Annotated in this window: 19 protein-coding genes; 13 read left to right on the top strand and 6 right to left on the bottom strand. The window is 31.7% G+C overall.

The window, feature by feature from the left end; translation table 11 throughout:
• Nucleotides 1-11: 11 nt before the first annotated feature.
• Nucleotides 12-1,367, bottom strand: coding sequence for a UDP-N-acetylmuramate--L-alanine ligase (locus tag ACU4C5_RS08865; RefSeq protein ID WP_446843846.1), 1,356 nt, complete (start codon nt 1,365-1,367; stop codon nt 12-14).
• 96 nt (nt 1,368-1,463) lie between these two features.
• Nucleotides 1,464-2,192 (bottom strand): tetratricopeptide repeat protein, encoded by a 729-nt coding sequence (locus ACU4C5_RS08860; RefSeq protein WP_446843845.1) that lies wholly within the window; start codon nt 2,190-2,192, stop codon nt 1,464-1,466.
• Nucleotides 2,193-2,356: 164 nt separating this feature from the next.
• Here ACU4C5_RS08860 and ACU4C5_RS08855 point away from each other — a divergent pair, with 164 nt between their 5' ends.
• The 3 genes from ACU4C5_RS08855 (at nt 2,357) to ACU4C5_RS08845 (ending at nt 10,551) form a co-directional block, all read left to right on the top strand.
• Nucleotides 2,357-8,548, top strand: coding sequence for an alpha-2-macroglobulin family protein (locus tag ACU4C5_RS08855; protein WP_446843844.1), 6,192 nt, complete (start codon nt 2,357-2,359; stop codon nt 8,546-8,548).
• Nucleotides 8,549-8,683: 135 nt separating this feature from the next.
• Entirely contained in the window at nt 8,684-9,163 is a 480-nt protein-coding gene (locus ACU4C5_RS08850) for a hypothetical protein (RefSeq protein ID WP_446843843.1), read from the top strand.
• A gap of 2 nt (nt 9,164-9,165) precedes the next feature.
• Nucleotides 9,166-10,551, top strand: coding sequence for a T9SS type A sorting domain-containing protein (locus ACU4C5_RS08845; protein ID WP_446843842.1), 1,386 nt, complete (start codon nt 9,166-9,168; stop codon nt 10,549-10,551).
• Between the two features lie 20 nt (nt 10,552-10,571).
• Here the strand turns inward: ACU4C5_RS08845 and ACU4C5_RS08840 are convergent, their stop codons facing one another.
• The 3 genes from ACU4C5_RS08840 to ACU4C5_RS08830 form a co-directional block, all read right to left on the bottom strand.
• On the bottom strand, nt 10,572-11,624 hold the full coding sequence (locus ACU4C5_RS08840; RefSeq protein ID WP_446843841.1) for a glycosyltransferase family 9 protein: 1,053 nt from the start codon (nt 11,622-11,624) through the stop codon (nt 10,572-10,574).
• Between the two features lie 219 nt (nt 11,625-11,843).
• Nucleotides 11,844-12,839, bottom strand: a complete 996-nt coding sequence (obgE, locus tag ACU4C5_RS08835) for a GTPase ObgE (protein WP_446843840.1) — start codon at nt 12,837-12,839, stop codon at nt 11,844-11,846.
• Between the two features lie 54 nt (nt 12,840-12,893).
• On the bottom strand, nt 12,894-14,003 hold the full coding sequence (locus tag ACU4C5_RS08830; RefSeq protein ID WP_446843839.1) for an adenylate kinase: 1,110 nt from the start codon (nt 14,001-14,003) through the stop codon (nt 12,894-12,896).
• Between the two features lie 126 nt (nt 14,004-14,129).
• Between ACU4C5_RS08830 and ACU4C5_RS08825 the strand changes: the two genes are divergently transcribed.
• The 10 genes from ACU4C5_RS08825 (at nt 14,130) to ACU4C5_RS08780 (ending at nt 21,861) form a co-directional block, all read left to right on the top strand.
• A complete protein-coding gene (locus ACU4C5_RS08825) occupies nt 14,130-15,284 on the top strand; it encodes a 5-(carboxyamino)imidazole ribonucleotide synthase (RefSeq protein WP_446843838.1) in 1,155 nt (384 codons plus the stop codon).
• Nucleotides 15,285-15,307: 23 nt separating this feature from the next.
• Nucleotides 15,308-15,790, top strand: coding sequence for a 5-(carboxyamino)imidazole ribonucleotide mutase (gene purE, locus ACU4C5_RS08820; RefSeq protein WP_446843837.1), 483 nt, complete (start codon nt 15,308-15,310; stop codon nt 15,788-15,790).
• Between the two features lie 189 nt (nt 15,791-15,979).
• Nucleotides 15,980-18,010, top strand: a complete 2,031-nt coding sequence (locus ACU4C5_RS08815; protein ID WP_446843836.1) for a M3 family metallopeptidase — start codon at nt 15,980-15,982, stop codon at nt 18,008-18,010.
• 143 nt (nt 18,011-18,153) lie between these two features.
• A complete protein-coding gene (locus ACU4C5_RS08810) occupies nt 18,154-18,657 on the top strand; it encodes a GbsR/MarR family transcriptional regulator (protein ID WP_446843835.1) in 504 nt (167 codons plus the stop codon).
• A 53-nt stretch (nt 18,658-18,710) separates the two neighbouring features.
• Nucleotides 18,711-19,100 carry a DoxX-like family protein gene (locus tag ACU4C5_RS08805; protein WP_446843834.1) on the top strand — a complete coding sequence of 130 codons (390 nt, stop codon included), beginning with the start codon at nt 18,711-18,713 and terminating at the stop codon, nt 19,098-19,100.
• Nucleotides 19,084-19,824, top strand: coding sequence for a DUF2071 domain-containing protein (locus ACU4C5_RS08800; protein ID WP_446843833.1), 741 nt, complete (start codon nt 19,084-19,086; stop codon nt 19,822-19,824). Before ACU4C5_RS08805 ends, ACU4C5_RS08800 begins: the two co-directional genes overlap by 17 nt.
• Entirely contained in the window at nt 19,815-20,567 is a 753-nt protein-coding gene (locus tag ACU4C5_RS08795; RefSeq protein WP_446843832.1) for a class I SAM-dependent methyltransferase, read from the top strand. Before ACU4C5_RS08800 ends, ACU4C5_RS08795 begins: the two co-directional genes overlap by 10 nt.
• Before the next feature lie 11 nt (nt 20,568-20,578).
• Nucleotides 20,579-20,974, top strand: a complete 396-nt coding sequence (locus ACU4C5_RS08790) for a hypothetical protein (protein ID WP_446843831.1) — start codon at nt 20,579-20,581, stop codon at nt 20,972-20,974.
• A gap of 68 nt (nt 20,975-21,042) precedes the next feature.
• Complete coding sequence (locus ACU4C5_RS08785; protein WP_446843830.1) at nt 21,043-21,594, top strand: sigma-70 family RNA polymerase sigma factor; 552 nt, start codon at nt 21,043-21,045, stop codon at nt 21,592-21,594.
• Nucleotides 21,595-21,603: 9 nt separating this feature from the next.
• Nucleotides 21,604-21,861, top strand: coding sequence for a hypothetical protein (locus tag ACU4C5_RS08780; RefSeq protein ID WP_446843829.1), 258 nt, complete (start codon nt 21,604-21,606; stop codon nt 21,859-21,861).
• Here ACU4C5_RS08780 and ACU4C5_RS08775 read toward each other — a convergent pair.
• The gene (locus ACU4C5_RS08775) at nt 21,844-22,674 is read right to left on the bottom strand and encodes a UbiA prenyltransferase family protein (protein WP_446843828.1); all 831 of its coding nucleotides are present in this window, start codon (nt 22,672-22,674) and stop codon (nt 21,844-21,846) included. The two genes, ACU4C5_RS08780 and ACU4C5_RS08775, sit on opposite strands and share 18 nt — an antisense overlap.
• Nucleotides 22,675-22,731 lie beyond the last annotated feature (57 nt).

Raw genomic sequence — 22,731 nt, 5'->3', positions numbered from 1 at the left:
CAAGGAATTTATTACCCAACTAAATCTTTTACAGCTTCAAAATCTAGTCCGCCATAATTACCAGAACTCATTAACAACAATGCTTTATCAGTGAAGTTTTGAGCAAAAAGATAGTTTTTAAATGCTTCTGGATTGGTGTAAATAATTAAGTCATCACGCTCAAAAGCCGTAGCTATTTGTTGATGAGACACTTCATCTAATTTTTTAATTTCAACAGCACTTGGCGAATAAAATACCACTGCAACATCTGCTGCATCAAGTGCACCTTTATATTCTTTTAAAAATTCGGCATTTAAACTACTGTAAGTATGCAATTCTAAACAAGCTACCAAAGTGCGGTTTTCGTATTGTTCTTTCACTGCTTTTGTAGTAGCTTCCACCTTACTTGGCGAGTGTGCAAAATCTTTATAAGCGACACTATTTTTACTTTCAGCTATTTTTTCTAAACGTTTACTTGCGCCTTTAAAAGTAGCAATAGCTTCATAAAAATCATCTTCGTCAATTCCCATATGTTGACAAATCCATTTTGCACCCGAAAGATTATTAAGATTATGTTTTCCAAAGATTTCAATAGGTAACGGACCTTCTGGTGTTTCTAAAAATGTTTCGCCATTCTCCACCGTATATTCAGCAGTTTGATAAGGTAATTTTCTAATTGGATTTTCGCTAGCTTCAACAACACGTTTCACTTCAGCATCTTCTTCATTGTAAGTAATACTTCCACCATTTACAATAGAATCTACAAAAATACTGAACTGCTCTACATAGTTTTCATACGTTGGAAACACGTTAATATGATCCCAAGCAATACCGCTTAATAAAGCAATATTTGGTTTGTATAAATGAAATTTTGGACGTCTATCAATTGGAGAACTCAAGTATTCGTCACCTTCCAAAACAATAAAATCATTATCATCAGTAAGTTTCACCATCACATCAAAACCTTCCAACTGCGCACCAACCATATAATCTACATCGCGATCATGGTAATGCATTACATGCAAAATCATTGATGTTATTGTGGTTTTCCCATGGCTTCCTCCAATAACAACGCGTGTTTTATTTTTAGATTGTTCGTACAAAAACTCAGGATAGCTGTATATTTTAACACCTAACTCTTGAGCTTTTAACAACTCTGGATTATCTGCTTTAGCGTGCATACCTAAAACAACAGCATCTAAATTATTACTGATTTTTTCGGGAAACCAACCAAACGTTTCTGGTAATAATCCTTTAGCTTCTAATCTTGATTTTGAAGGATCAAAAATAGTATCATCACTTCCTGTTACTTGATATCCTTTGTTGTGTAGTGCTATGGCAAGATTGTGCATTGCTGCGCCACCAATAGCTATAAAATGTACGTTCATAAAGTTAATTTGTAGACTTCAAATATAATTATTTTCACGCTTAATTACAGTGTCTTTTTACAATAAGGTGAATTGAGATTTAGTAAACCTCCCCTATTACTCTTTTAAAGTTTTTATTTGTTGAAGAAACGCCTCGTTTTTATGAGTATCATAACCTTCTGTAAGCGTTTTAATGGCTTTGTCTGTGTTATTTTGAGCGATATAAAATGTAGATAATTCTTTATAACAAGTTACTGAACCTCCAACTTCTACTGCTTTTCTATAATAATTTTCGGCATCATCAAAATCTTCCTCATAATTATACACATAACCCTTGGCGAGGTAACCGTCAACTTCAGATAACACTACTAATTCTTCAGCATATTTTAAAGCTTTATTTGTGCTACCTCCAATAATTCCTGGCAATTCTGTATATAATTTCACTAAAGCCCAACGCGCATCAATATGTTTAGTATCTAATTCCGCTGCAGCATGAAACTCTTTTTTTATATCGCTAATCAGTACTAATGCTTTCATTTTACTAACTGATAAAGCTTTCATACCTAAAACACCACCATATTTATAATGAGAATTTGCGTTTTGTGGAGTTAAACTTACTAGTTTTTTATAGTGAACAATAGCATTATCCCATAATTTCTGAGCACCATAAACATCGCCTAAAAGCTCAATAACTTCTGCATTATTTGGTGTTTTCTCTACCTCAATAAGTAATATTTTTTCGGCCTTATCATAAGCCTTATTTTTAACTAATTGTTGTGCATTCTCAAACTCTGTTTGTCCAAAAAACAACGCGGGGAATAAAAATAAAAGTAAGATTTTATACATAAGAATTATAAAAATTAAGCGTGGTATTATTTTTGATTATTTACAGAGTATTAACCTGTTTACTTAAAATTTGGTTACTTTCACTCAATCAAACAACAGGTTAACATATTGGTTATTTTATAACACAAATTTGAAGTTTATATTGCTTAAAAATACTATAATAGATGAAACAATTTGCTACTATACTCATAATGATTTTATTTTCTAATAGCACAAACGCGCAATCTAACGATTATAATACGCTTTGGAAAAAAGTAGAAGCATATGATACTGAACAACTCCCAAAATCTGCCATTAAAGTTCTTAAAATCATTGCAAAAAAAGCAAAAAACGAACAAAATACGCCACAATATATAAAAACACTTTTTTACAAAAGTAAATACTCTCAAATTCTTGAAGAAGATGCACTATCACTTATTGTAGCTGATTTTAAGTCTGAAATTGAAACCAGCCAAACACCTGTAAAAAACGTGCTTCAAAACACGCTAGCCACTATGTATTGGCAATATTACCAAAGTAATCGTTATAAATTTAGAAATAGAAGCCATACTGAAAACAACGTTGATAGTACAGATTTTAGAACTTGGGATTTACAAACTTTATTCAGCGAAATTGACCTACACTATAAAAACTCTTTACAGAATGGTTTAATTCTTCAACAAGAAAAACTAGAAGACTATAAAGTAATTTTAACTTCCATAGAAAACTCTAAAAACTATCGTCCTACGCTATTTGATTTACTAAATCATAACGCATTATCTTTTTATCAAACTTCAGAAAACAGTATTCATAAACCAGCTTATAAATTTGAACTTGATAATCCTGAATTATTAAGTGATGCCAAAACTTTTGCCTCTTTAAATATCACATCAAAAGACAGTACGTCTTTGCAATTACAGGCTTTAAAAATTTATCAAGATTTAATTCAGTTTCATTTAAAAGATGACAATCCTGAAGCGTTGGTAGATTTAGATATTATAAGATTGAAATATGTAAAACAGAATGCCACTTTTAGTAATAAAAATGAAATTTATAAAAATACTTTAGCAATTTCAAAAACGTATTATAAAAACACCGTTTTCGCTAGTTTATATAATTATGAAATAGCTGAACTTTTACAACAAGAAGGCGATTATAAAGCTGCAAATCAAATTTGCGAAGACATTATAGCACAATTTCCTAAAAGTAGTGCAGCACAAAAAAGTAGTGTTTTATCTGAACAAATTACAAAACCAAACATTTATATTGAAGCCGAACGTAATTATCTAATTGACAGTTACGGACTCTTAAAAATCAACTATAAAAATATAAATCAATTAGAATTTGAAGTTTATAAATTATCACATTCTAAAGCTGAAGAATTTAATAAAACATATGATAATTCTGAACAATTAAAGTTTATAAAGACGTTAAATACTCCAGTAGAAACATGGGTTTCAGAATTAAAAAATGAAAAGGATTTTAAAAATCATACCACCGAAATAATAGTCCCAAAATTAGATAATGGAGAATATCTTATTGTTGCTAAAACTAAAGATAAAAATACGTTAACTTCTGCGCAAACACTACAAGTTACCAATATTGCTATTATTGAAAAAGAAGGTCTTAGCGGACTTAATTACCAAATAATAAACAGGTATAATGGCGCGCCTTTATCTAACGTTACGGCAACTGTAACGTATCGTCATGATTACAATTCAAAATACAAAACCATCATGCTACTTTCTAATAAAAACGGAGAAATTAGTCGTGATGACCACACGCGTTATTACAGAGATATTTCAATTAAAATAAAGCATAACCAAGACATTGCACACTTTAGGAAATACAACTCTTATAATTACAATAGAACTAATCTTGAAAATAAAAAAAACACATACAAAGGCTTTTTGTTTACCGACAGAAGTATTTACAGACCCGGACAAACGGTATATTTTAAAGGAATTGCCACAGAAATAAGTCCGGATAATACAACTAAAGTTTTTGCAAATCAAACTGCAAAAATCAAACTTAAAAATGCAAACCATGAAGTAATAAGTGAGCTGACTTTAAAAACTAACGAATTTGGCTCGGTACAAGGCGAATTCATTTTACCAAAAGGCGGATTAACCGGAAATTTTCAAATTGAAATGGTGTGCGGATCTAACACGCTCCATACTTTTTCGGTAGAAGAATATAAGCGACCTAAGTTTGAAACCCAAATGCTTCCTGTTACAAAAACGTACAAAGTAAACGATTCGGTTACCGTAAAAGGAACTGCTTTAGCTTACGCTGGAAGTAAAATTACAAACGGAAAAGTGGTTTATAAAGTAACACGAGAAGTACAATACCCAAGTTGGTATTGGCGTTATCATCCATCATTTTATAGTGAATCGCAAGAAATTACACACGGCGAAACTACTACAAATGAAAACGGCGAATTTAACATCACTTTTAAAGCGCAACCAGACACGAGCGTAGATGAAAAAACATTGCCAATTTTCACTTATAAAATTGAAGCAGATGTTACCGATATTAATGGAGAAACCAGAAGCGCATCATCAATAGTAAAAGTAGGATACCATGCCTTAACGGCGGAAATTATAGTCGCTAATTACATTGATAAAACTAAAAAAAACCAAGAGATTATTCTTGAAACAAAAAACCTAAATGGTGAATTTGTTTCTGCAGAAGGTGTGCTTAAAATATATAAGCTAAAAGCCCCACAAAACACATTAAGATCAAGACCTTGGGAAGCTCCAGATTATCAAATGATATCTAAAGAAGCGTTTAAAAATAAATTTCCTAACGAAGCTTATACTAATGAACATTTAGCTGAAAACTGGACAAAAGGAGAATTAGTTTTTGAGACAAAATTTAACACTGAAAACTCAAAAACGATAACATTAAAATCTATTAAAAAATGGCTTTCAGGACAGTATATTATTACGCTAGAAAGTAAAGATAAATTTGGGCAATTAGTAAAAAGTGAAGCAAATACCACTTTATTTAGTACGAAAGACAAAAATTTAGCAGATCATCAATTATTTAATATTTCGTTAGATAAAAACAATTATAAAACAGGTAATTCTGCTATGGTGACCTTAGCAACTTCTGCCAAAAATTTAACGGTAACAATTAACGTTGAGAAAAATCACAAGATTGTAAACACCTATATTATTCCGTTACAAAACGAGAAAAAAACCATAAGTATTCCCGTTACAAAAGAGGATATAGGCGGTTTTGCAATTCATTATAGTTATGCATATTATAATAGTTTTGAAAGCTCAAAAATCACGGTAAATGTACCGTATCCAAAAAGTGATTTAGAGATTGAAACCCTAACATTTAGAGATAAATTACAACCAGGAACTAACGAAACTTGGAGTTTTAAAATAAAAGGACCGAAAGGCGATAAAGTTACTGCCGAAATTTTAGCGAGTATGTATGATACCTCGTTAGATCAATTTAAATCTCACCAATGGCAGTTTTCTCCTGTTGCAACACCCCAATATTATTCGTCTTTTTACAGCTCTACTAATGGCGATTTTTCTACAACTCATTTTGAAAACCTACACAGAATAAATTACACAAACACTTACAAAACGCAACGCTACGACCACATTAATTGGTTTGGTTTTAATTTTGGAAATAGACATTTAAATAGAAGATATGATGCAATATCAACTTCGCATATGGTTTCTGATGATGCAGAAATTGTTTCTTTTAAAGAAGTCCTAGCTGAAAGCCCTCCTGGTTTACAAGTTATAAGTGGATCAGGACAACCTGGAGCTGCGGCTAAAGTAAAAATCCGTGGGGCAAATTCTACAACAGGAGACGGAAATCCGTTATATCTTTTAGATGGAAAAATTATTTCAGCAGAAGAGTTTGCAACGTTAAACCCAAATACATTTGCCTCCGTTTCTGTATTAAAAGACGCAGCTTCACTTTCCATCTACGGAAGTAGAGGTCAAAACGGTGTTATTTTAATTACCTCAAATGGCGTTGAAGATTTTACGGAAGTTAGTATTCGTAAAAATCTTCAAGAAACTGCTTTTTTCTTTCCTCAATTACAAACAGATGCTGATGGAAATGTGAGTTTTAATTTTACAAGTCCGGAAGCCTTAACCTCATGGAAGCTACAATTATTAGCACATACCAAAACTTTAGAAAGCGGTGTAAAATCATTACAAACCGTAACACAAAAAGAACTTATGGTAGTGCCTAACTTTCCGCGTTTTTTCCGCGAAAGCGATACTATTACGGTGAGTAGTAAAATTTCAAATTTATCTTCTCAAACCTTAACAGGAGATGCCATTTTACAATTATTTGATGCTGTTTCGGGAGTTATTATTGATGCCGAATTACAAAATAATAACGCAAGACTACCTTTTACAGTAGATGCAAAAGGAAATACGCAAGTATCTTGGACCTTACAAATCCCTAAACACATACAAGCGGTAGAATATAAAGTGATTGCAAAATCAGGGAATTTTAGCGACGGTGAGCAAAATGCATTACCGGTATTATCTAACCGCATGTTGGTGACCGAAACTTTACCAATGTGGGTAAAAAGTAACGAAACAAGAACGTTTACCTTAGATAAGCTGAAAAACAATACATCAAGCACATTAACGCATCATAAATTGAGTTTAGAAATCACTTCAAACCCTGCGTGGTATGCGATACAAGCGCTTCCGTATTTAATGGAATATCCTTACGAATGTAACGAACAAACTTTTTCTCGCTATTATGCTAATGCTTTAGCGAGCCATATTGCAAATAGTAATCCTAGAATTAAAGCCGTTTTTGAGCAGTGGAAATCTAGTGATGCGCTACTTTCTAACTTAGAAAAAAATGAAGAATTAAAGTCTATTCTTATTCAAGAAACACCTTGGTTACGAGATGCACAAAGTGAAACAGAACAGAAAAAACGTATTGCTTTATTATTTGATTTGAATAAAATGACATCGGAATTACAATCTGCAAAACGAAAATTATCGGAAAATCAGATGGATAATGGTGCGTGGTCTTGGTTTGCTGGCGGAAGAGAAAATCGTTTTATCACACAACATATTGTGAGTGGTTTTGGACATTTAAAACAATTGAATGTTGTGATTTCCGAAGATGAAATGGATATGATTGAAGACGCCGTAAATTATCTAGATGAAGCGTTTATTGAGGAGTACAAAAACTTAAAAAAATATAATTCTGAAATCGATTTAACTAAAGATCATTTAAGTTATTCTCAATTACAATATCTATACATGAGAAGCTTTTTTAGTGACATTGATAAATCTAAAGAAACACAAAAAGTAACCGATTACTATAACAATCAAATTAAAAAATATTGGACATCACGTTCGCTTTATGCTAAAGGATTAATGACATTAATTTCTAGCCGAAATGGAGATACTAAAACATCTAAAAAAATATTAACATCGCTAAAAGAAAACAGTATTACAAACAATGAATTAGGGATGTATTGGAAAGCAAATACGAGTTCTTGGTATTGGTACCAAGCGCCTATTGAAACCCAAGCATTATTAATTGAAGCTTTTGCAGAAGCTGGAACTTTAATTGAAAATAAAGACAAAAACACAGCTACAATTGACAACCTAAAAACGTGGTTATTAAAACACAAACAAACCAACAAATGGGAAACTACAAAAGCAACTTCGGAAGCTGTGTACGCCTTACTTTTACAAGGAAGTGATTGGTTGAGTGTTACTGAAATGGTAGATGTAACTATTGGAGGAAAAACTATTGATCCTAAAAAATTAGAAAACGTAAAAACTGAAGCTGGAACAGGGTATTATAAAACGTCTTGGAATGCAAGTGAAATTACACCTGAAATGGCAGAAGTTACACTAAGCAAAAAAGGGAACGGTATTGCTTGGGGTGGTTTATACTGGCAATATTTTGAGGATTTAGATAAAATTACTTCGGCAGAAACACCATTAAAACTAAGTAAAAAACTGTTCTTAAAAACAAATACAGATTACGGAGAACAACTTAAAGAAATCACAACAAATACCGCATTACAAGTTGGTGATTTGGTACGTGTACGTATTGAATTGAAAAATGACAGACCCATGGAATTTGTACATATGAAAGATATGAGAGCTGCCGGATTAGAGCCTATAAATGTTTTATCGCAATACAAATGGCAAGATGGTTTAGGTTATTATGAATCCACAAAAGATGCGGCTACAAACTTCTTTTTTGATAATTTACCTAAAGGTGTTTTTGTTTTTGAATATGATTTGAGGGTAACCAATAAAGGACAAATGAGCAACGGAATTACAACCATACAAAGTATGTATGCTCCAGAATTCAGTAATCATAGTGAAGGTCTAAAAATTACTGTGGAGTAAGTTAAATAACAAAAACGTGAAGAAATATACTATTTGATTATGCCGATTAAGCATTAAAATTTTATATAAATTTTAATTCAGTTTATATTTGCTAACTTTATAAATTAAACACCTAATAAACCTGATACAAACACTTTGAAAATTAAAAACATTCTCTATTTTATAATTCTATGTTTAACAATCTCATGCGGCACAAAGCAGCAAGTTATTAGTGAGCAGAAAGAAATAGCACCTTCAACTGAAATTTTATTTCTTAATTACGAATTGGTAAAAGGGATGTATAATCAAAAAGATATCCGATTTATTAATCAAATTACAGCCGATGGTAAATTAAAAGAAAAACCTAAAGAGATTAACAATCCTGATAATGGCGATTTAAAATATACGATCTTAGATAAAGACTATCAGAAGATTGAATCGTATTTTATAAAAAATCCATTACGAAAAACTGTTGAATTTGTAAATGATTTCGGTAATTTTGAAAAAAAAATAATAGATCTAAATAGCGTTCAGTTTTCTATTAGAATTCAGCGACCAGTTAATGCTAAATATATTACAATTACAGAGGTTACAACTCCAAAATCTATACACTCTCTTATCACCGAACTCAATTAAATATGAAAAAACTACTACTCTCAATACTCGTTATATTTAATCTTCAATTTGCTTTTTCTCAAGTTTTTGATGTTCAAACTATAAAAAATTCTGGTGATGATGATAAACGTATAAATTTAGTTATTTTGGGTGACGGATATCAAGAAAGTGAACTTTCACTTTTTGAAACCGATGCTATAGCTTTTATGAACGATTTGTTTAGTCAAGAACCTTTTGCGAGTTACGAAAACTACTTTAATGTACATATTATAAAAGTGATTTCAACCGAAAGTGGCGCATCCCATCCCGGAACAGCTTCAGATGAAGCTTCATATACTGTACCAACTCAAACTGTAGATAATTATTTTGGAACAACTTACGATAGCTACGGCATACATCGTTTGCTTTTTACTCCAAATCAATCTACAATAAGTACTGTTTTAGCTAATAATTTTCCAATGTTTGACCAAGCTCTTATCTTGGTAAATTCGTCTTATTATGGCGGAAGCGGTGGTACATACCCAATAACCTCAACAGGAAACAACGCACAAGAAATTGCAATTCATGAGTTGGGACATTCGTTTTCAGATTTAAAAGATGAATATTATCCAGGTGATGCTTTAGCCGCAGAAGCTATAAATATGACTCAAGAAACAGACGCAACATTAGTAAAATGGAAAAATTGGGTAGGCACAAACAATATTGGAGTTTACCCTTATGCAAGTTCTGGAACCGCTGCAACATGGAACAGACCTCATCAAGCTTGTAAAATGCGTTATTTAGGTTATGATTTTTGTTCGGTTTGTAAGGAAGGAATTATTGAGAAAATTCACGATTTAGTATCTCCTTTAGATAGTTATTCGCCTACACAAACTACTTTTAGCGCTAATACATATCCTATAAATTTTGAAATAACAACCATACAAACTTTACCTACAAACACTTTAGAAAGCACTTGGACACTTAACAACGTTAGTTTTAGCACCAACGTTAACTCTGTTAACTTACAAGAAAGTGATTTAAATAATGGCACTAATAATTTAACCGCTGTAATACACGATGCTACTACACAACTTAATATTGATGGCCATGAAACAATTCATGTTGCAACAGTAACCTGGACAATTGATAAAACTTTAGGTCTTCAAGATGTAATTGCTAACGACTTTAATATAAGTATGTTTCCAAATCCTTCTAGTAATGTGGTAAATTTTAAATTAGAAAATCTATTAAATAAAAATATTACTATAAAAATAACAAGTATAGATGGTAAACAAGTTAAAACCATAAATCTTAATAACAGCCAAAACACGCAAATAGATATTAGCGCGTTAAGTGCAGGAATATACATTACTAATTTTTACGACAACAATGTTTTAATTGCAAGTAAAAAGCTAATTAAAAACTAATTTAAGTACGCCTAATCAATTTACTTATTCTTTTGAAGCATATTATTAATTAGTATCATTGAGGCGTCTAAATCTGTAATTCTAGTATCTAAAGGCACACCATTACAATAAGGCTTATACTTACCAACTTTAGTAACCGAAAATAAACCAACTGTTGGCGCTCCCGATGCACAAGATAAATGCATAATTCCAGAATCTGCTCCTATAAAAACTTTTGTATTTGCAATTACCGCAGCAATTTCTCTAATATCTCTACTATAAAAAGATGGCGCTTTAAACTGAATTTGCGATACATTTTCCTTCGGAAGAATTTCAATAATATTATAATTTGGATATTCTTTTTTCAAACGTTCATAAAAAGCACCCCACCAACATTCTAAAAAACATTTAGCTCCAGTAGCGAAAGTAAAAATACAAATCGTTTCTTTATCGTTATCAACAAGGTTATCAACATTTTTTTTTCCTGCTAACAATTCGGTTTCAGATAATTTAAGATCTAAAGCAGCAACAGGACGTGTAATTTGAGGATATCCTAATTTATAAACATATTCTCTTAAACCATAAACTTGCTGTTTTGCAATATGATTATAATCTGAATATTTTTCGCTAAAAAATTGATCGTCTTCTTCTCCAAAAATTTTATATTTTGAATTTGAAAACAAGGTAAACAAACGTCCTGAAGAAGATCCTTTTACCGCATTTATGGCAATATCATATCTGTTTTTTTTAATTGACAAAACACCTTTTGCATATTGCAAGGGAAATTTGAATGCTCGTTTAGGAAGAGATATTATTTTATCTACATTTTTATATTCTTGAAATAAGATAGGGGCTAAACCTCCTTGAACCACAACGTCTATTTTTGCGTTTGGAAATAAGATGTTAATTTCTTGTATTAAAGGAGTTGTTAGTAATAAGTTACCTAACCTATGGTTGGGTCTGCAAACCAAAACACGTTTGATATCATGTTTTTTTGAAACATCTATATTTTTTAAACTAGCCTGACCAATACGCTTGGTAAGCCGGTTCATTAAACGCCTTCTGTACTTATTAATTTTTTTCTTGAAACCCATACCTGTTTTTAAATTATTGGAGGTTTTTGCATATTTTTTGTGCAATATAACCTAAAATTTAACAATATATACTAGCTTGGTAGGGAGGATGCGTTAAGGATTGAAATGTCATCCTTTTTTATCCTTTTTACGATTACAAAAAGGACAAATAAATATATAATGTAAAACGTTACACTACACCGCTTTAGCTATGTAGTGTAACGTTTTAATAGTTATTATTTAATTAAGCATTTTCCAAAGATCGTCCTTAAGTTCAGTAAGACCTTGTTGTGCTACAGATGAGATAAATACGTAATGAATTGGTAATGCCTCATCTAATTCTTCTTTTAATTCAGCTTTAAGTTCGTCATCCAACATATCTGATTTAGAGATGGCAATCATACGATCTTTATCTAACATTTCTGGGTTATAACGTCTTAATTCATCTAATAAAATCTCATATTGTTTAAGAATATCATCAGCATCTGCTGGGATTAAAAACAATAGAATTGAGTTACGTTCAATATGTCTTAAAAAGTAATGACCTAAACCTTTACCTTCAGCAGCACCTTCAATAATACCAGGAATATCCGCCATTACAAAAGTTTGAAAATCGCGATACTCAACAATTCCTAAGTTAGGTTTTAATGTTGTAAACTCGTAATCTGCTATTTTAGGCTTTGCAGAACTTACTACAGAAAGTAATGTAGATTTACCAGCATTAGGAAATCCTACCAAACCAACATCGGCAAGTACTTTAAGTTCTAAAGTAATATCTTTTTCCTCTAATGGAATACCTGGTTGTGAGTAACGTGGTGTTTGGTTTGTTGACGTTTTAAAATGCCAGTTTCCTCGTCCACCTTTACCACCTTCGGCAACAATAAGTTCTTCACCTTCGTCGGTAACTTCAAAAATTATCTCGTTAGTTTCTGTATCTCTAACAACAGTTCCTAAAGGTACTTCTAGATATACGTCTTCTCCGTCTGCACCGGTACTTCTACCGCTACTTCCGTTTCCACCATGTCCTGCTCTAATATGGCGTTTAAATTTTAAGTGTAAAAGCGTCCAAAGGTTAGCATTTCCTCTTAAAATTACGTGACCTCCACGACCTCCATCTCCTCCATCGGGTCCTCCCTTTGCAATATATTTTTCACGGTGCAAGTGAGATGATCCCTGTCCTCCCTTTCCAGAAGACACGTGCATTTTCACGTAGTCTACAAAATTTCCTTCAGTCATAAATTAAGTTTAATTTTTTATAGTTTAAAACATAGGGTTTAAACTCTCAGTGATTTATAATTTATCAATCACTGTATTTAGGCGATTTGTAATATCTTCAATACTACCTTCTCCATCCACACCAAAATATTTATCTTGTGCCGTGTAAAAGTTTTTCAAAATCGCTGTTTTATTATAATATTCTTTTATTCTATTTCTAATAATAGTTTCATCAGCATCATCTGCTCTTCCGCTAGTTTTACCACGTTCTAACAAACGTTGTACTAACACCTCATCATCTACTTCTAGAGCAATCATTGCATTAATTTGAGAATCTTTAGCGGTCATTAATACGTCTAAAGCTTCTGCTTGTGCTTCTGTTCTTGGAAACCCATCAAAGATAAATCCATTAGCATCGGCATTTTTTTCTACCTCAGCACTTAACATATCAATAGTTACTTGGTCTGGTACTAATTCTCCCTTATCAATAAAAGATTTAGCTAACATACCTAAAGCTGTTTCATTTTTTATATTAAAACGAAATACATCTCCTGTAGAGATATGTACTAAGTTGTATTTTTCTTTTAAAAAGTTTGCTTGCGTTCCTTTTCCAGCTCCTGGAGGTCCAAATAGCACTAAATTCGTCATGTGTTGTGTTGTTTTTAGTTGATAAACTTCTGGTAAATCGCGCCCTAATCCGTCATAATCTAATCCGTATCCTACTATGAACTCGTTAGAGATTTCTTTACCTATATAATGTATTTTAAAGTCTTTTTTATAAGCTTCAGGTTTATAAAACAATGAAGCTATTTTAAGCGTTTTTACGTTTTCGTTTTCAAAAATACGGTGTACTTCGTCTAAAGTGTTTCCAGATTCAATAATATCCTCCAAAATCACAACAGTACGTCCGGTTAAATCTTGAGTCAACCCAATTAAACGTTGAATATCTTCAGTAGACTTTACACCTTCATAAGACGCTAGTTTTATAAATGTTACCTCACAAGGTTTAGGATATTTTTTTACAAAATCACTAACCACCATGAACGAGCCATTTAGTATTCCTATAAAAACAGGTACTTCATCTCCAAGGTCATTAACCACCTCATCCACCATGTTTTGCACAATGTCTTGTATTCCTTGTTCAGAAATAAATGGCTTAAAGTATAAATCATGAAGTTTTATCACTTGTTTTCAATTTTAGAAACGCAAAGATAATCATTTGATTAACGTTTTACGAATTCTGCTTTAGATTGTTTACGTTTTAGTTTTATCACAGAGTTTTGATTTGTATTTTTGTACAAAATCAACACAATGAATTTTTTTTCTTCAGAATTTAAACTTGGTATCCTTGGAGGCGGACAACTAGGTAAAATGATGCTTTATAGCACACGAAAGTTTGACATCCATACACATGTTATGGATCCTAGCCCCGAAGCACCATCTAAACTAGCTTGTAATGAGTTTACCTTAGGTAATTTAATGGACTACGATGCCGTTTATAACTTTGGAAAACAAGTAGATGTATTAACTTTTGAAATAGAAAATGTCAATACAGATGCTTTAGAAGCATTAGAAAAAGAAGGCGTAAAAGTATATCCGTCATCAAAAACATTACGCGCTATACAAAATAAGGCGACTCAAAAATTATTTTATAGAGATCAAAATATCCCTACAGCAGATTTTTCACGTTTTGCTTTTACTTCGGAAATTAAAGCAGCAATTACAGATGGAAGTTTACAACTCCCTTTTGTTTGGAAAAGTGCTCAGTTTGGTTACGATGGTAATGGCGTAAAAGTAGTACGCAGTGTAAGCGATCTAAACGGTTTACCAAATGTAGAATGTATTACAGAAACTATGATTCCTTTTAAAAATGAATTAGCAGTTATTGTAGTAAGAACTCCAGATGGTGACGTAAAAACATATCCTGTAGTGGAAATGGAATTTCACCCAGAAGCCAACCAAGTAGAGTATGTAATTTGTCCTGCACGTATTGATAATGACGTAGCTAAAAAAGCACAAGACATAGCGTTAAAAGTTTCGGAAGCTTTTAATCATGTTGGAATTTTGGCTGTTGAAATGTTTCAAACACAAGACGACACTATTTTAGTAAATGAAGTTGCGCCAAGACCACATAACTCGGGTCACCAAACTATTGAAGCAAGTTACACCTCACAATTTGAACAACATATTCGTGCCATTTTAAATCTTCCGTTAGGAAAAACAGAAAATAAAGTTGCCGGAATAATGGTAAATCTTGTTGGAGCTGAAGGTTATACAGGTGATGTAGTATACAAAAACATTGCAGATATTATGAAATTAGATGGTGTTACCCCTCATATTTATGGGAAAAAGGAAACCAGACCGTTTCGTAAAATGGGGCACGTTACTATTGTAAATGAAGATATCAATGAAGCCAGACGTGTTGCACAGATAGTAAAAACAACAATTGAAGTGATTAGTAAATAATACAACAACCAACACAACATTTTATGAGTAAAGTAGGAATTATTATGGGAAGCAAAAGTGATTTGCCAGTAATGCAAGACGCTATTGATATCCTTACAGCATTTAATATAGAAATTGAAGTAGATATTGTTTCGGCACATCGTACACCCGAAAAATTATTTGACTACGGAAAAAACGCTCACACCAAAGGGTTCACAGTAATTATTGCTGGAGCTGGTGGTGCTGCACATTTACCAGGAATGATCGCTTCGTTATCACCTTTACCTGTTATTGGGGTTCCTGTAAAAAGTAGCAACTCAATTGATGGATGGGACTCTATACTTTCAATTTTACAAATGCCAGGTGGTGTACCAGTAGCAACAGTAGCTTTAAATGGTGCAAAAAACGCAGGTATTTTGGCTGCTCAAATTATTGGAAGTGCTGATAAAACTGTTTTAGCTAAAATAGTAGAATACAAAGAAAGCTTAAAAGCAAAAGTTATAGAGTCTGCCAAAGACTTAAACTAATATTCTTATACTAAAAAACCCCAGCTCTTCAGTTGGGGTTTTCTTGCTATTAATCAATTTTCAAAAAGAGTCTTTCCTAACTACTCTAGTTAAAACATATGCAAACTTAAGAGTTTTCTTTCCAGAAAAATCTTAACCAAAGGTTAATCCTTCTTAATAAAATGTTATTTTTTTATAAAACAAAAATATATGAACATCTTAAATACACCATTTCAAACTCCATATAATACGGCGCCATTTTCTAAAATAAATGAAGCCGATTACCTTCCTGCTTTTCAAAAAGGAATTGAAGTTGCCAGAACTGAGATTGATGCAATTGCAAATAATCCTGAAGCGGCTACTTTTGAAAACACCATTGTGGCTTTAGATTTTTCGGGAGAACAATTAGATAGAATTTCTAGTATTTTCTTCAATTTAAATTCTGCCGAAACTAATGATGCCATTCAAAAAATAGCACAAGAAGTTTCGCCCTTATTATCAGATTTCAGTAATGATGTTACTTTAAACGAAGAGTTATTTAAGCGTGTAAAAACTGTTTACGATCAAAAAGAAAGTTTAAATCTTACTATTGAACAAAGCACACTTTTAGATAAAAAATATAAAGGGTTTTCTAGAAATGGAGCTAATCTTTCCGAAGATAAAAAACAACAATTACGTGCTATTGATAAAGAATTAAGTGGATTAAAACTTAAGTTTGGTGAGAACGTACTTGCAGAAACTAATAGTTTTGAATTACTACTTACTAACGAAGCTGATTTAGCCGGACTTCCTGATGGTGCCAAAGAAGCCGCTAAACAATTAGCAGAAAGCAAAGACAAAGAAGGTTGGTTAATCACATTAGATTACCCTAGCTATATCCCATTTGTAACTTATGCAGATAATAGAGAATTACGTAAAGAATTAGCTATTGCTGCCGGAACAAAAGCTTTTAAAGACAATGAATTTAGTAATAAAGACATCGTTTTAAAAATTGCAGGATTAAGACATGATCGCGCTAATTTATTAGGTTATGCTACACATTCTCACTTTGTTTTAGAGGAACGTATGGCAAAAACACCAGAAACGGTTACTAATTTCTTAAACGAATTATTAGAGAAAGCTAAACCTGCAGCTCAACAAGAATTTGAAACGCTTAGTGATTTCGCAAAAGATTTAGACGGTATTGAAACCCTACAAAAATGGGATGCGTCTTATTATTCAGAGAAATTAAAACAAAAATTATTCAGTTTAGATGATGAGCAATTAAAACCATATTTTAAACTTGAAAATGTTATAAATGGCGCTTTTACTGTGGCTAACAAATTATTTGGTTTACAGTTTGAAACTATTGATACCATAGATACATATCACGAAGACGTATTAACTTATAAAGTGACTGATGATAAAGGAGATTTAGTCTCTATATTTTATGCAGATTTCTTTCCAAGAGCAGGAAAACGTAATGGTGCGTGGATGACGTCGTACAAATCGCAATCTATTAAAGACGGTATTAACAACAGACCACACGTATCAATTGTATGCAACTTTACAAAACCAACCAAAAGCAAACCTTCATTATTAACTTTTAACGAAGTCACTACACTTTTCCATGAATTTGGTCACGCATTACACGGTATGCTTGCCAATACCACCTACCCTAGCCTATCTGGAACTAGTGTATTTTGGGATTTTGTAGAATTACCAAGTCAGGTGTTAGAAAACTGGTGTTACGAAAAAGAAGCTTTAGAGTTATTTGCTACGCATTATGAAACGAGTGAAGTTATTCCAATGGAACTGGTTGAAAAAATCAAAGCATCGGCAACTTTTAACGAAGGAATGCAAACCCTACGTCAAATAAGTTTTGGTTTATTAGATATGAGTTGGCATGCACAAGATCCTTCAGCAATAAAAGATGTGAAAACACATGAAACTAAAGCTTTTTCAGACACAGCTTTATATCCTGATGTTGCAGAAAACTGTATGAGTACTGCGTTTTCTCATATTTTTCAAGGTGGATATTCTTCGGGATACTACTCTTACAAATGGGCTGAAGTTTTAGATGCAGATGCTTTTGAATACTTTAAATCTGAAGGAATTTTCAATAAAGAAGTTGCTACTAAATTTAAAGACAATGTACTTTCGCAAGGTGGAACACAAAACCCTATGACGTTATACAAACAATTTAGAGGTCATGAACCTCAACCAGAAGCATTATTAAAACGTGCAGGATTAATAAAATAATTGTAATCATATATTTTAAAATCAGGTTTCTAAGCGTTAAGTTTAGAAACCTTTTTTTATTCTGAAATGTAAAATAAAGAGATTAAAAAAAATAAACTTTCACAAATTACTGAAAGTTTAAAAAACTTATATATATTTGCAGTATGGAATATCAAGAAGCAAAAGATAAATTTATTAATACCTGGGGAAGTTTAGGTAGCCTTTGGGGTATTAATAAAGCTATGGCTCAAATACAAGCCTTACTTTTTATTTCAACACAACCTTTATCTATGGAAGATATCATGGAAGATCTTAAGATTTCTCGTGGTAATACAAGTATGAATTTACGCCAGCTTATGGATTGGGGAATTGTGAGTAAAACGTTAATTCCTGGAGAACGAAAAGAGTATTTTACTACCGAAAAAGATGTACAAGAATTAGCGAGAATTGTAGCTAAAGAACGTAGCCGCAGAGAAATTAAACCTGTAGTTAAAGTTTTAAAAGAAGTATCTAGCATTACTGATGATGGTACCGAAAAAACAAAAGAACTTATTAAACAAACAGCAGCTTTACACGAACTTACAGAAACGGCAGATATTATGATTAACAAACTTGTGAGCCAACAACAAAATTGGATTACTAAGTCGCTGTTAAAACTATTTAAATAAAAAAATTTAAATCATACTTTCAATAATTTCTGAAACTTTAAAATAATAGAAACATGAAAAAACGCACAACATATAAAATTAGCATATACGGCATCTCTATAGTTTGGGTTATAAATGGGTTATTCTGTAAAATATTAAACTTCACCCCTAGACATGAAGCTATAATAAAACGTATTACTGAAAGTGAGTTTTCAAGAGAGTTTGCTATAATTATTGGAGTTAGTGAAATTATAATGGCACTATGGATTATTAGTCAATACAAATCAAAAATAAACGCCATAACACAAATAGTTATAGTCGCTACAATGAATGTAATAGAATACATTTTGGCTCCCGATTTATTACTTTGGGGAGAATGGAATATTGTATTTGCTTTCTTATTTATCACGTTAGTTTATTTTACAAATTTTAATAACACACAAACAAATGTTCGCATTTCTTAAAAATCATCCGTTTGCTGTACAAGCAGATTTTGAAACGTCAATAGTATTAACATTTGCAGTTCCAAAAGAAGAATTACAAAGTATGATTCCAGAATGTTTAGAGTTAGATACTTTTAAAAACAAGTATGCTTTTATAGCGGTAGCTATGGTTAAAACAAAACATTTACGCCCTAAAGGAAGCCCTAAATTTATGGGAAATGATTTCTACTTAATAGGATTTAGAATATTTGTACGCTATACAACAAACAAAGGCAAGCGACTACGTGGATTATTCATTATAAAATCTGAAACCGATAAGCTAAAAATGGAGATTATGGGAAATATCTTCACACATTACAACTATACTACAACAGATATTAATGACACACAGACTAAAAATCTAAGAGTAATTCAATCCATAAAATCCAATTTTAAGATAGAATTAAACACCTCAAAAACAGACAAAACACCATTACCAAACAAGTCACCATTTTTAAATTGGAAAGAAGCGAGACGTTTTGCTGGTCCACTCCCATTTACTTTCACATATAATGAAGACACAAAAGAAGTTTTAATTATTGAAGGTGTAAGACAAAATTGGAAACCAAGACCTATAAACATTAACCATTTTCATATTGAATTTCTAAAAAATTTAGAACTAAAAAACGTAGTCTTAGCAAACGCTTTTATTATTAAAGACATTCCATATCAATGGAGAAAAGGAAGAAAAGAATTATGGAAATAGAAAGAAAAAAATTTCAAGGTGCCTTAAATATACTAAGTTTCAATAGACATTTTTATGTTTATGGAGGCATCCTTTTAGCTATAATAATTATAAGTTATATTCTATTAAAATGGCACTCTACGTTATTTTATTTTATTGTAGCAGCGTTTACTTACGGCTTAATAATGCCACTTATTGTATCGGCATATGTGTATGATTTTTCAAAATATTACAATTTTGAATGGTTAGAGAAACTACATCTAAAAGACAGTAAAACAACTAAAATAGTTAACATAAATGCTGGATTTGATGAAACAAGTTTTCTATTAAAAAAACATTTCCCAAGATCTACGTTAAACGTTTTTGATTTTTACAATAAAAAAGAGCATACCGAACCTGCGATAGTAAGAGCAAGGAAAGTGAGTTTAACATATCCAAACACAAAAAAAATAAAGATTAAAAAAGTACCAATGGAAGACAAAAGTGTTGATGTTGTTTTTTTACTTTCAGCAGCACATGAAATACGTTCTCAAGAAGAGAAAATTATATTTTTAAAAGAATGTTATAGAATATGTAAACCTAATGGAAGCGTAATTATGATTGAACATTTACGAGATTTACCAAATTTCTTAGCTTTCTCAATAGGCTTCACACATTTCTTCTCAAAAAACACATGGAGTGATGCTTATAAAAAAGCAGGATTCTCAACAATCAATGATATAAAATTCACACCTTTCATGTCAATTTTCAACAGCAAACCTTAAGCCATAGCGTTATGTATATACATCTAAAAATAATAGGAACTTTTTTAATTCTCTTAGCTTGTATTCATATATTTTTTCCTAAATATTTTAATTGGAAAAAAGAATTGCAGCCATTAAGTTTAATTAACAAACAGATGATGACAACTCATACCTTTTTCATAGCTTTTACTGTTTTTTTAATGGGCATATTATGTTTAACTGAAACAAAAGAGTTGATAGAAAATAATTTAGGACAAAAAATTTCTTTTGGTTTTGGAATCTTCTGGAGTGTGCGTTTATTTTTTCAAATCTTTATATACTCAAAACAATTATGGACAGGAAAAAAATTTGAAACCTCAATGCATGTCTTATTTACAATTTTATGGCTATATTTGAGTATTACCTTTTTAACAATATCCATCAATTAATTAACAATTAACCTTTTAAACCATTCATTTAATTAGTCTATTTTTGCCAACATCACTTAAAATCAAATATGCCTAAACACCTATTAGATCCCAACAAATGGATTGATTTATATTCCGATTACCTCTTCAATTACACCATTACGCGTGTAAATGATAGAGAGATTGCAAAAGATTTGGTACAAGAAACTTTTTTTTCTGGTTTAAAATCTATGAAAAATTTTAAAGGAGAAGCAAGCGAACGTACTTGGTTAGTATCTATTTTAAAACGAAAGGTTATTGATCATTACCGTAAAATAAATTCAAACAAAGGTAAAGCCGAGGTTAGAATCAACTATAATACCGATGAAAACGAAGGTGATTGGTTAGAAGAACGAGTTGCTGATCCTTATGATAAATCTGCTGAAGCCACTTTAGAAAACGAAGAATTAGGTGATGCTATCCATAGCTGTTTATCAAAATTACCAGAAAAACAAGCATCGGTTTTTAGATTAAAAACTATTGAAGGTTTAGATACCGAAACTATTTGTAATGAATTAAACATTACTGCGTCTAATCTATGGGTAATTATACATAGAGCTCGTGTTACTATGGCTGAATGCCTTGAAAAAAATTGGTTTTAAGATCACAAAATGAAAAAGAATAAATTATTTATAAACTGCGAAGAAGCAAAAGAAATTTGCGACAAAGCTCAATACGGAGAAGCTACTTTTTGGGAAAAAATAAAGCTTACAATTCGTCTATCTTGGTGTAAGGTTTCTAAGTCTTATTCTAAAAAGAACAAGCAATTAACTAAAGTAATAAACACATCGGAAGTTGATTGTTTAAAACAAGCTGAACGGGATGCTTTAAAAGCTGAATTTAACCAGCAGTTACATCAACAAAAATAAAAATAACCACATTACAGGTATTGCTTCTACCAAGAAGGCTGTATAATAGCGTCCTATATTTTTTTTAGAAAATACTAATAACGTCATAGTTATTAAAGCCACAATTAATGTTGTTATTATCTTTTTAACACTTAATTCGTCTTTTAAAAATTCTAACAAGACAAATATCAACAGTAATAAAACACCTATTATTTTAGTCCGCTTCACTCCTATTTGTTGCGGTATTGTAGCTAGTTTTAAACTATCATACTGCAAATCTCTAATTTCAAAAGGAAACATTAATACCAATACAAACAAAAAGCGTTGTATTACAGTAACTAGCACATCATAACTTAGGTGTGCATCTTCATTAAACAGTGGTAAAAACACCGTTACACCCGCCCAAACTAAAGCAATTACATACACTTTTACACCGCTAATGCTTCGTAAGTTTTTATGCTTATCAAGTAATACTTTTTCGGGCAACATTGGTATAGCATACAAAAAAGTTATCGCTCCTAAAATAGCAATAATCAACAGTACTTCAGGATGTAATTGTAATGCAAAATAGCACATCATTATAAAGCATAACATCGAAAATATTTGTACAGCTTTCAACCAACTCGTAAGACTACGGTGATGAAACTTTGCTAGCCCAAAATATTTCACAAAATTATAGCCCGTAATACTCCCGAAGAAAATAAAAAACAACACGTTTTCATCATAAGGCAAGTCAAACTCAAATAAAGTAACCCAAGACAACGCATACACAGACAAAGCCACATGAATACTACTATTGAGATAAAAATTAAAGACTTTCTGTAATAAATTCATAATGCAAAAATAAGTAAAGTGTTAATAACACATTGCAATTGGTTAAAAACTTTAAGT

Source organism: Lacinutrix undariae (assembly GCF_052934785.1).
The sequence above is the reverse complement of the archived record's forward strand: the minus strand, read 5'-3'. Positions and strand labels throughout refer to the sequence as shown.

What these genes read in the sequence shown, in the direction of transcription:
- ACU4C5_RS08865 (WP_446843846.1), bottom strand. Translation starts at nt 1,367, where the DNA reads ATGAACGTACATTTTATAGCTATTGGTGGCGCAGCAATGCACAATCTT.
- ACU4C5_RS08860 (WP_446843845.1), bottom strand. Translation starts at nt 2,192, where the DNA reads ATGTATAAAATCTTACTTTTATTTTTATTCCCCGCGTTGTTTTTTGGA.
- ACU4C5_RS08855 (WP_446843844.1), top strand. Translation starts at nt 2,357, where the DNA reads ATGAAACAATTTGCTACTATACTCATAATGATTTTATTTTCTAATAGC.
- ACU4C5_RS08845 (WP_446843842.1), top strand. Translation starts at nt 9,166, where the DNA reads ATGAAAAAACTACTACTCTCAATACTCGTTATATTTAATCTTCAATTT.
- ACU4C5_RS08840 (WP_446843841.1), bottom strand. Translation starts at nt 11,624, where the DNA reads ATGGGTTTCAAGAAAAAAATTAATAAGTACAGAAGGCGTTTAATGAAC.
- obgE (WP_446843840.1), bottom strand. Translation starts at nt 12,839, where the DNA reads ATGACTGAAGGAAATTTTGTAGACTACGTGAAAATGCACGTGTCTTCT.
- ACU4C5_RS08825 (WP_446843838.1), top strand. Translation starts at nt 14,130, where the DNA reads ATGAATTTTTTTTCTTCAGAATTTAAACTTGGTATCCTTGGAGGCGGA.
- purE (WP_446843837.1), top strand. Translation starts at nt 15,308, where the DNA reads ATGAGTAAAGTAGGAATTATTATGGGAAGCAAAAGTGATTTGCCAGTA.
- ACU4C5_RS08815 (WP_446843836.1), top strand. Translation starts at nt 15,980, where the DNA reads ATGAACATCTTAAATACACCATTTCAAACTCCATATAATACGGCGCCA.
- ACU4C5_RS08810 (WP_446843835.1), top strand. Translation starts at nt 18,154, where the DNA reads ATGGAATATCAAGAAGCAAAAGATAAATTTATTAATACCTGGGGAAGT.
- ACU4C5_RS08805 (WP_446843834.1), top strand. Translation starts at nt 18,711, where the DNA reads ATGAAAAAACGCACAACATATAAAATTAGCATATACGGCATCTCTATA.
- ACU4C5_RS08800 (WP_446843833.1), top strand. Translation starts at nt 19,084, where the DNA reads ATGTTCGCATTTCTTAAAAATCATCCGTTTGCTGTACAAGCAGATTTT.
- ACU4C5_RS08795 (WP_446843832.1), top strand. Translation starts at nt 19,815, where the DNA reads ATGGAAATAGAAAGAAAAAAATTTCAAGGTGCCTTAAATATACTAAGT.
- ACU4C5_RS08790 (WP_446843831.1), top strand. Translation starts at nt 20,579, where the DNA reads ATGTATATACATCTAAAAATAATAGGAACTTTTTTAATTCTCTTAGCT.
- ACU4C5_RS08785 (WP_446843830.1), top strand. Translation starts at nt 21,043, where the DNA reads ATGCCTAAACACCTATTAGATCCCAACAAATGGATTGATTTATATTCC.
- ACU4C5_RS08780 (WP_446843829.1), top strand. Translation starts at nt 21,604, where the DNA reads ATGAAAAAGAATAAATTATTTATAAACTGCGAAGAAGCAAAAGAAATT.
- ACU4C5_RS08775 (WP_446843828.1), bottom strand. Translation starts at nt 22,674, where the DNA reads ATGAATTTATTACAGAAAGTCTTTAATTTTTATCTCAATAGTAGTATT.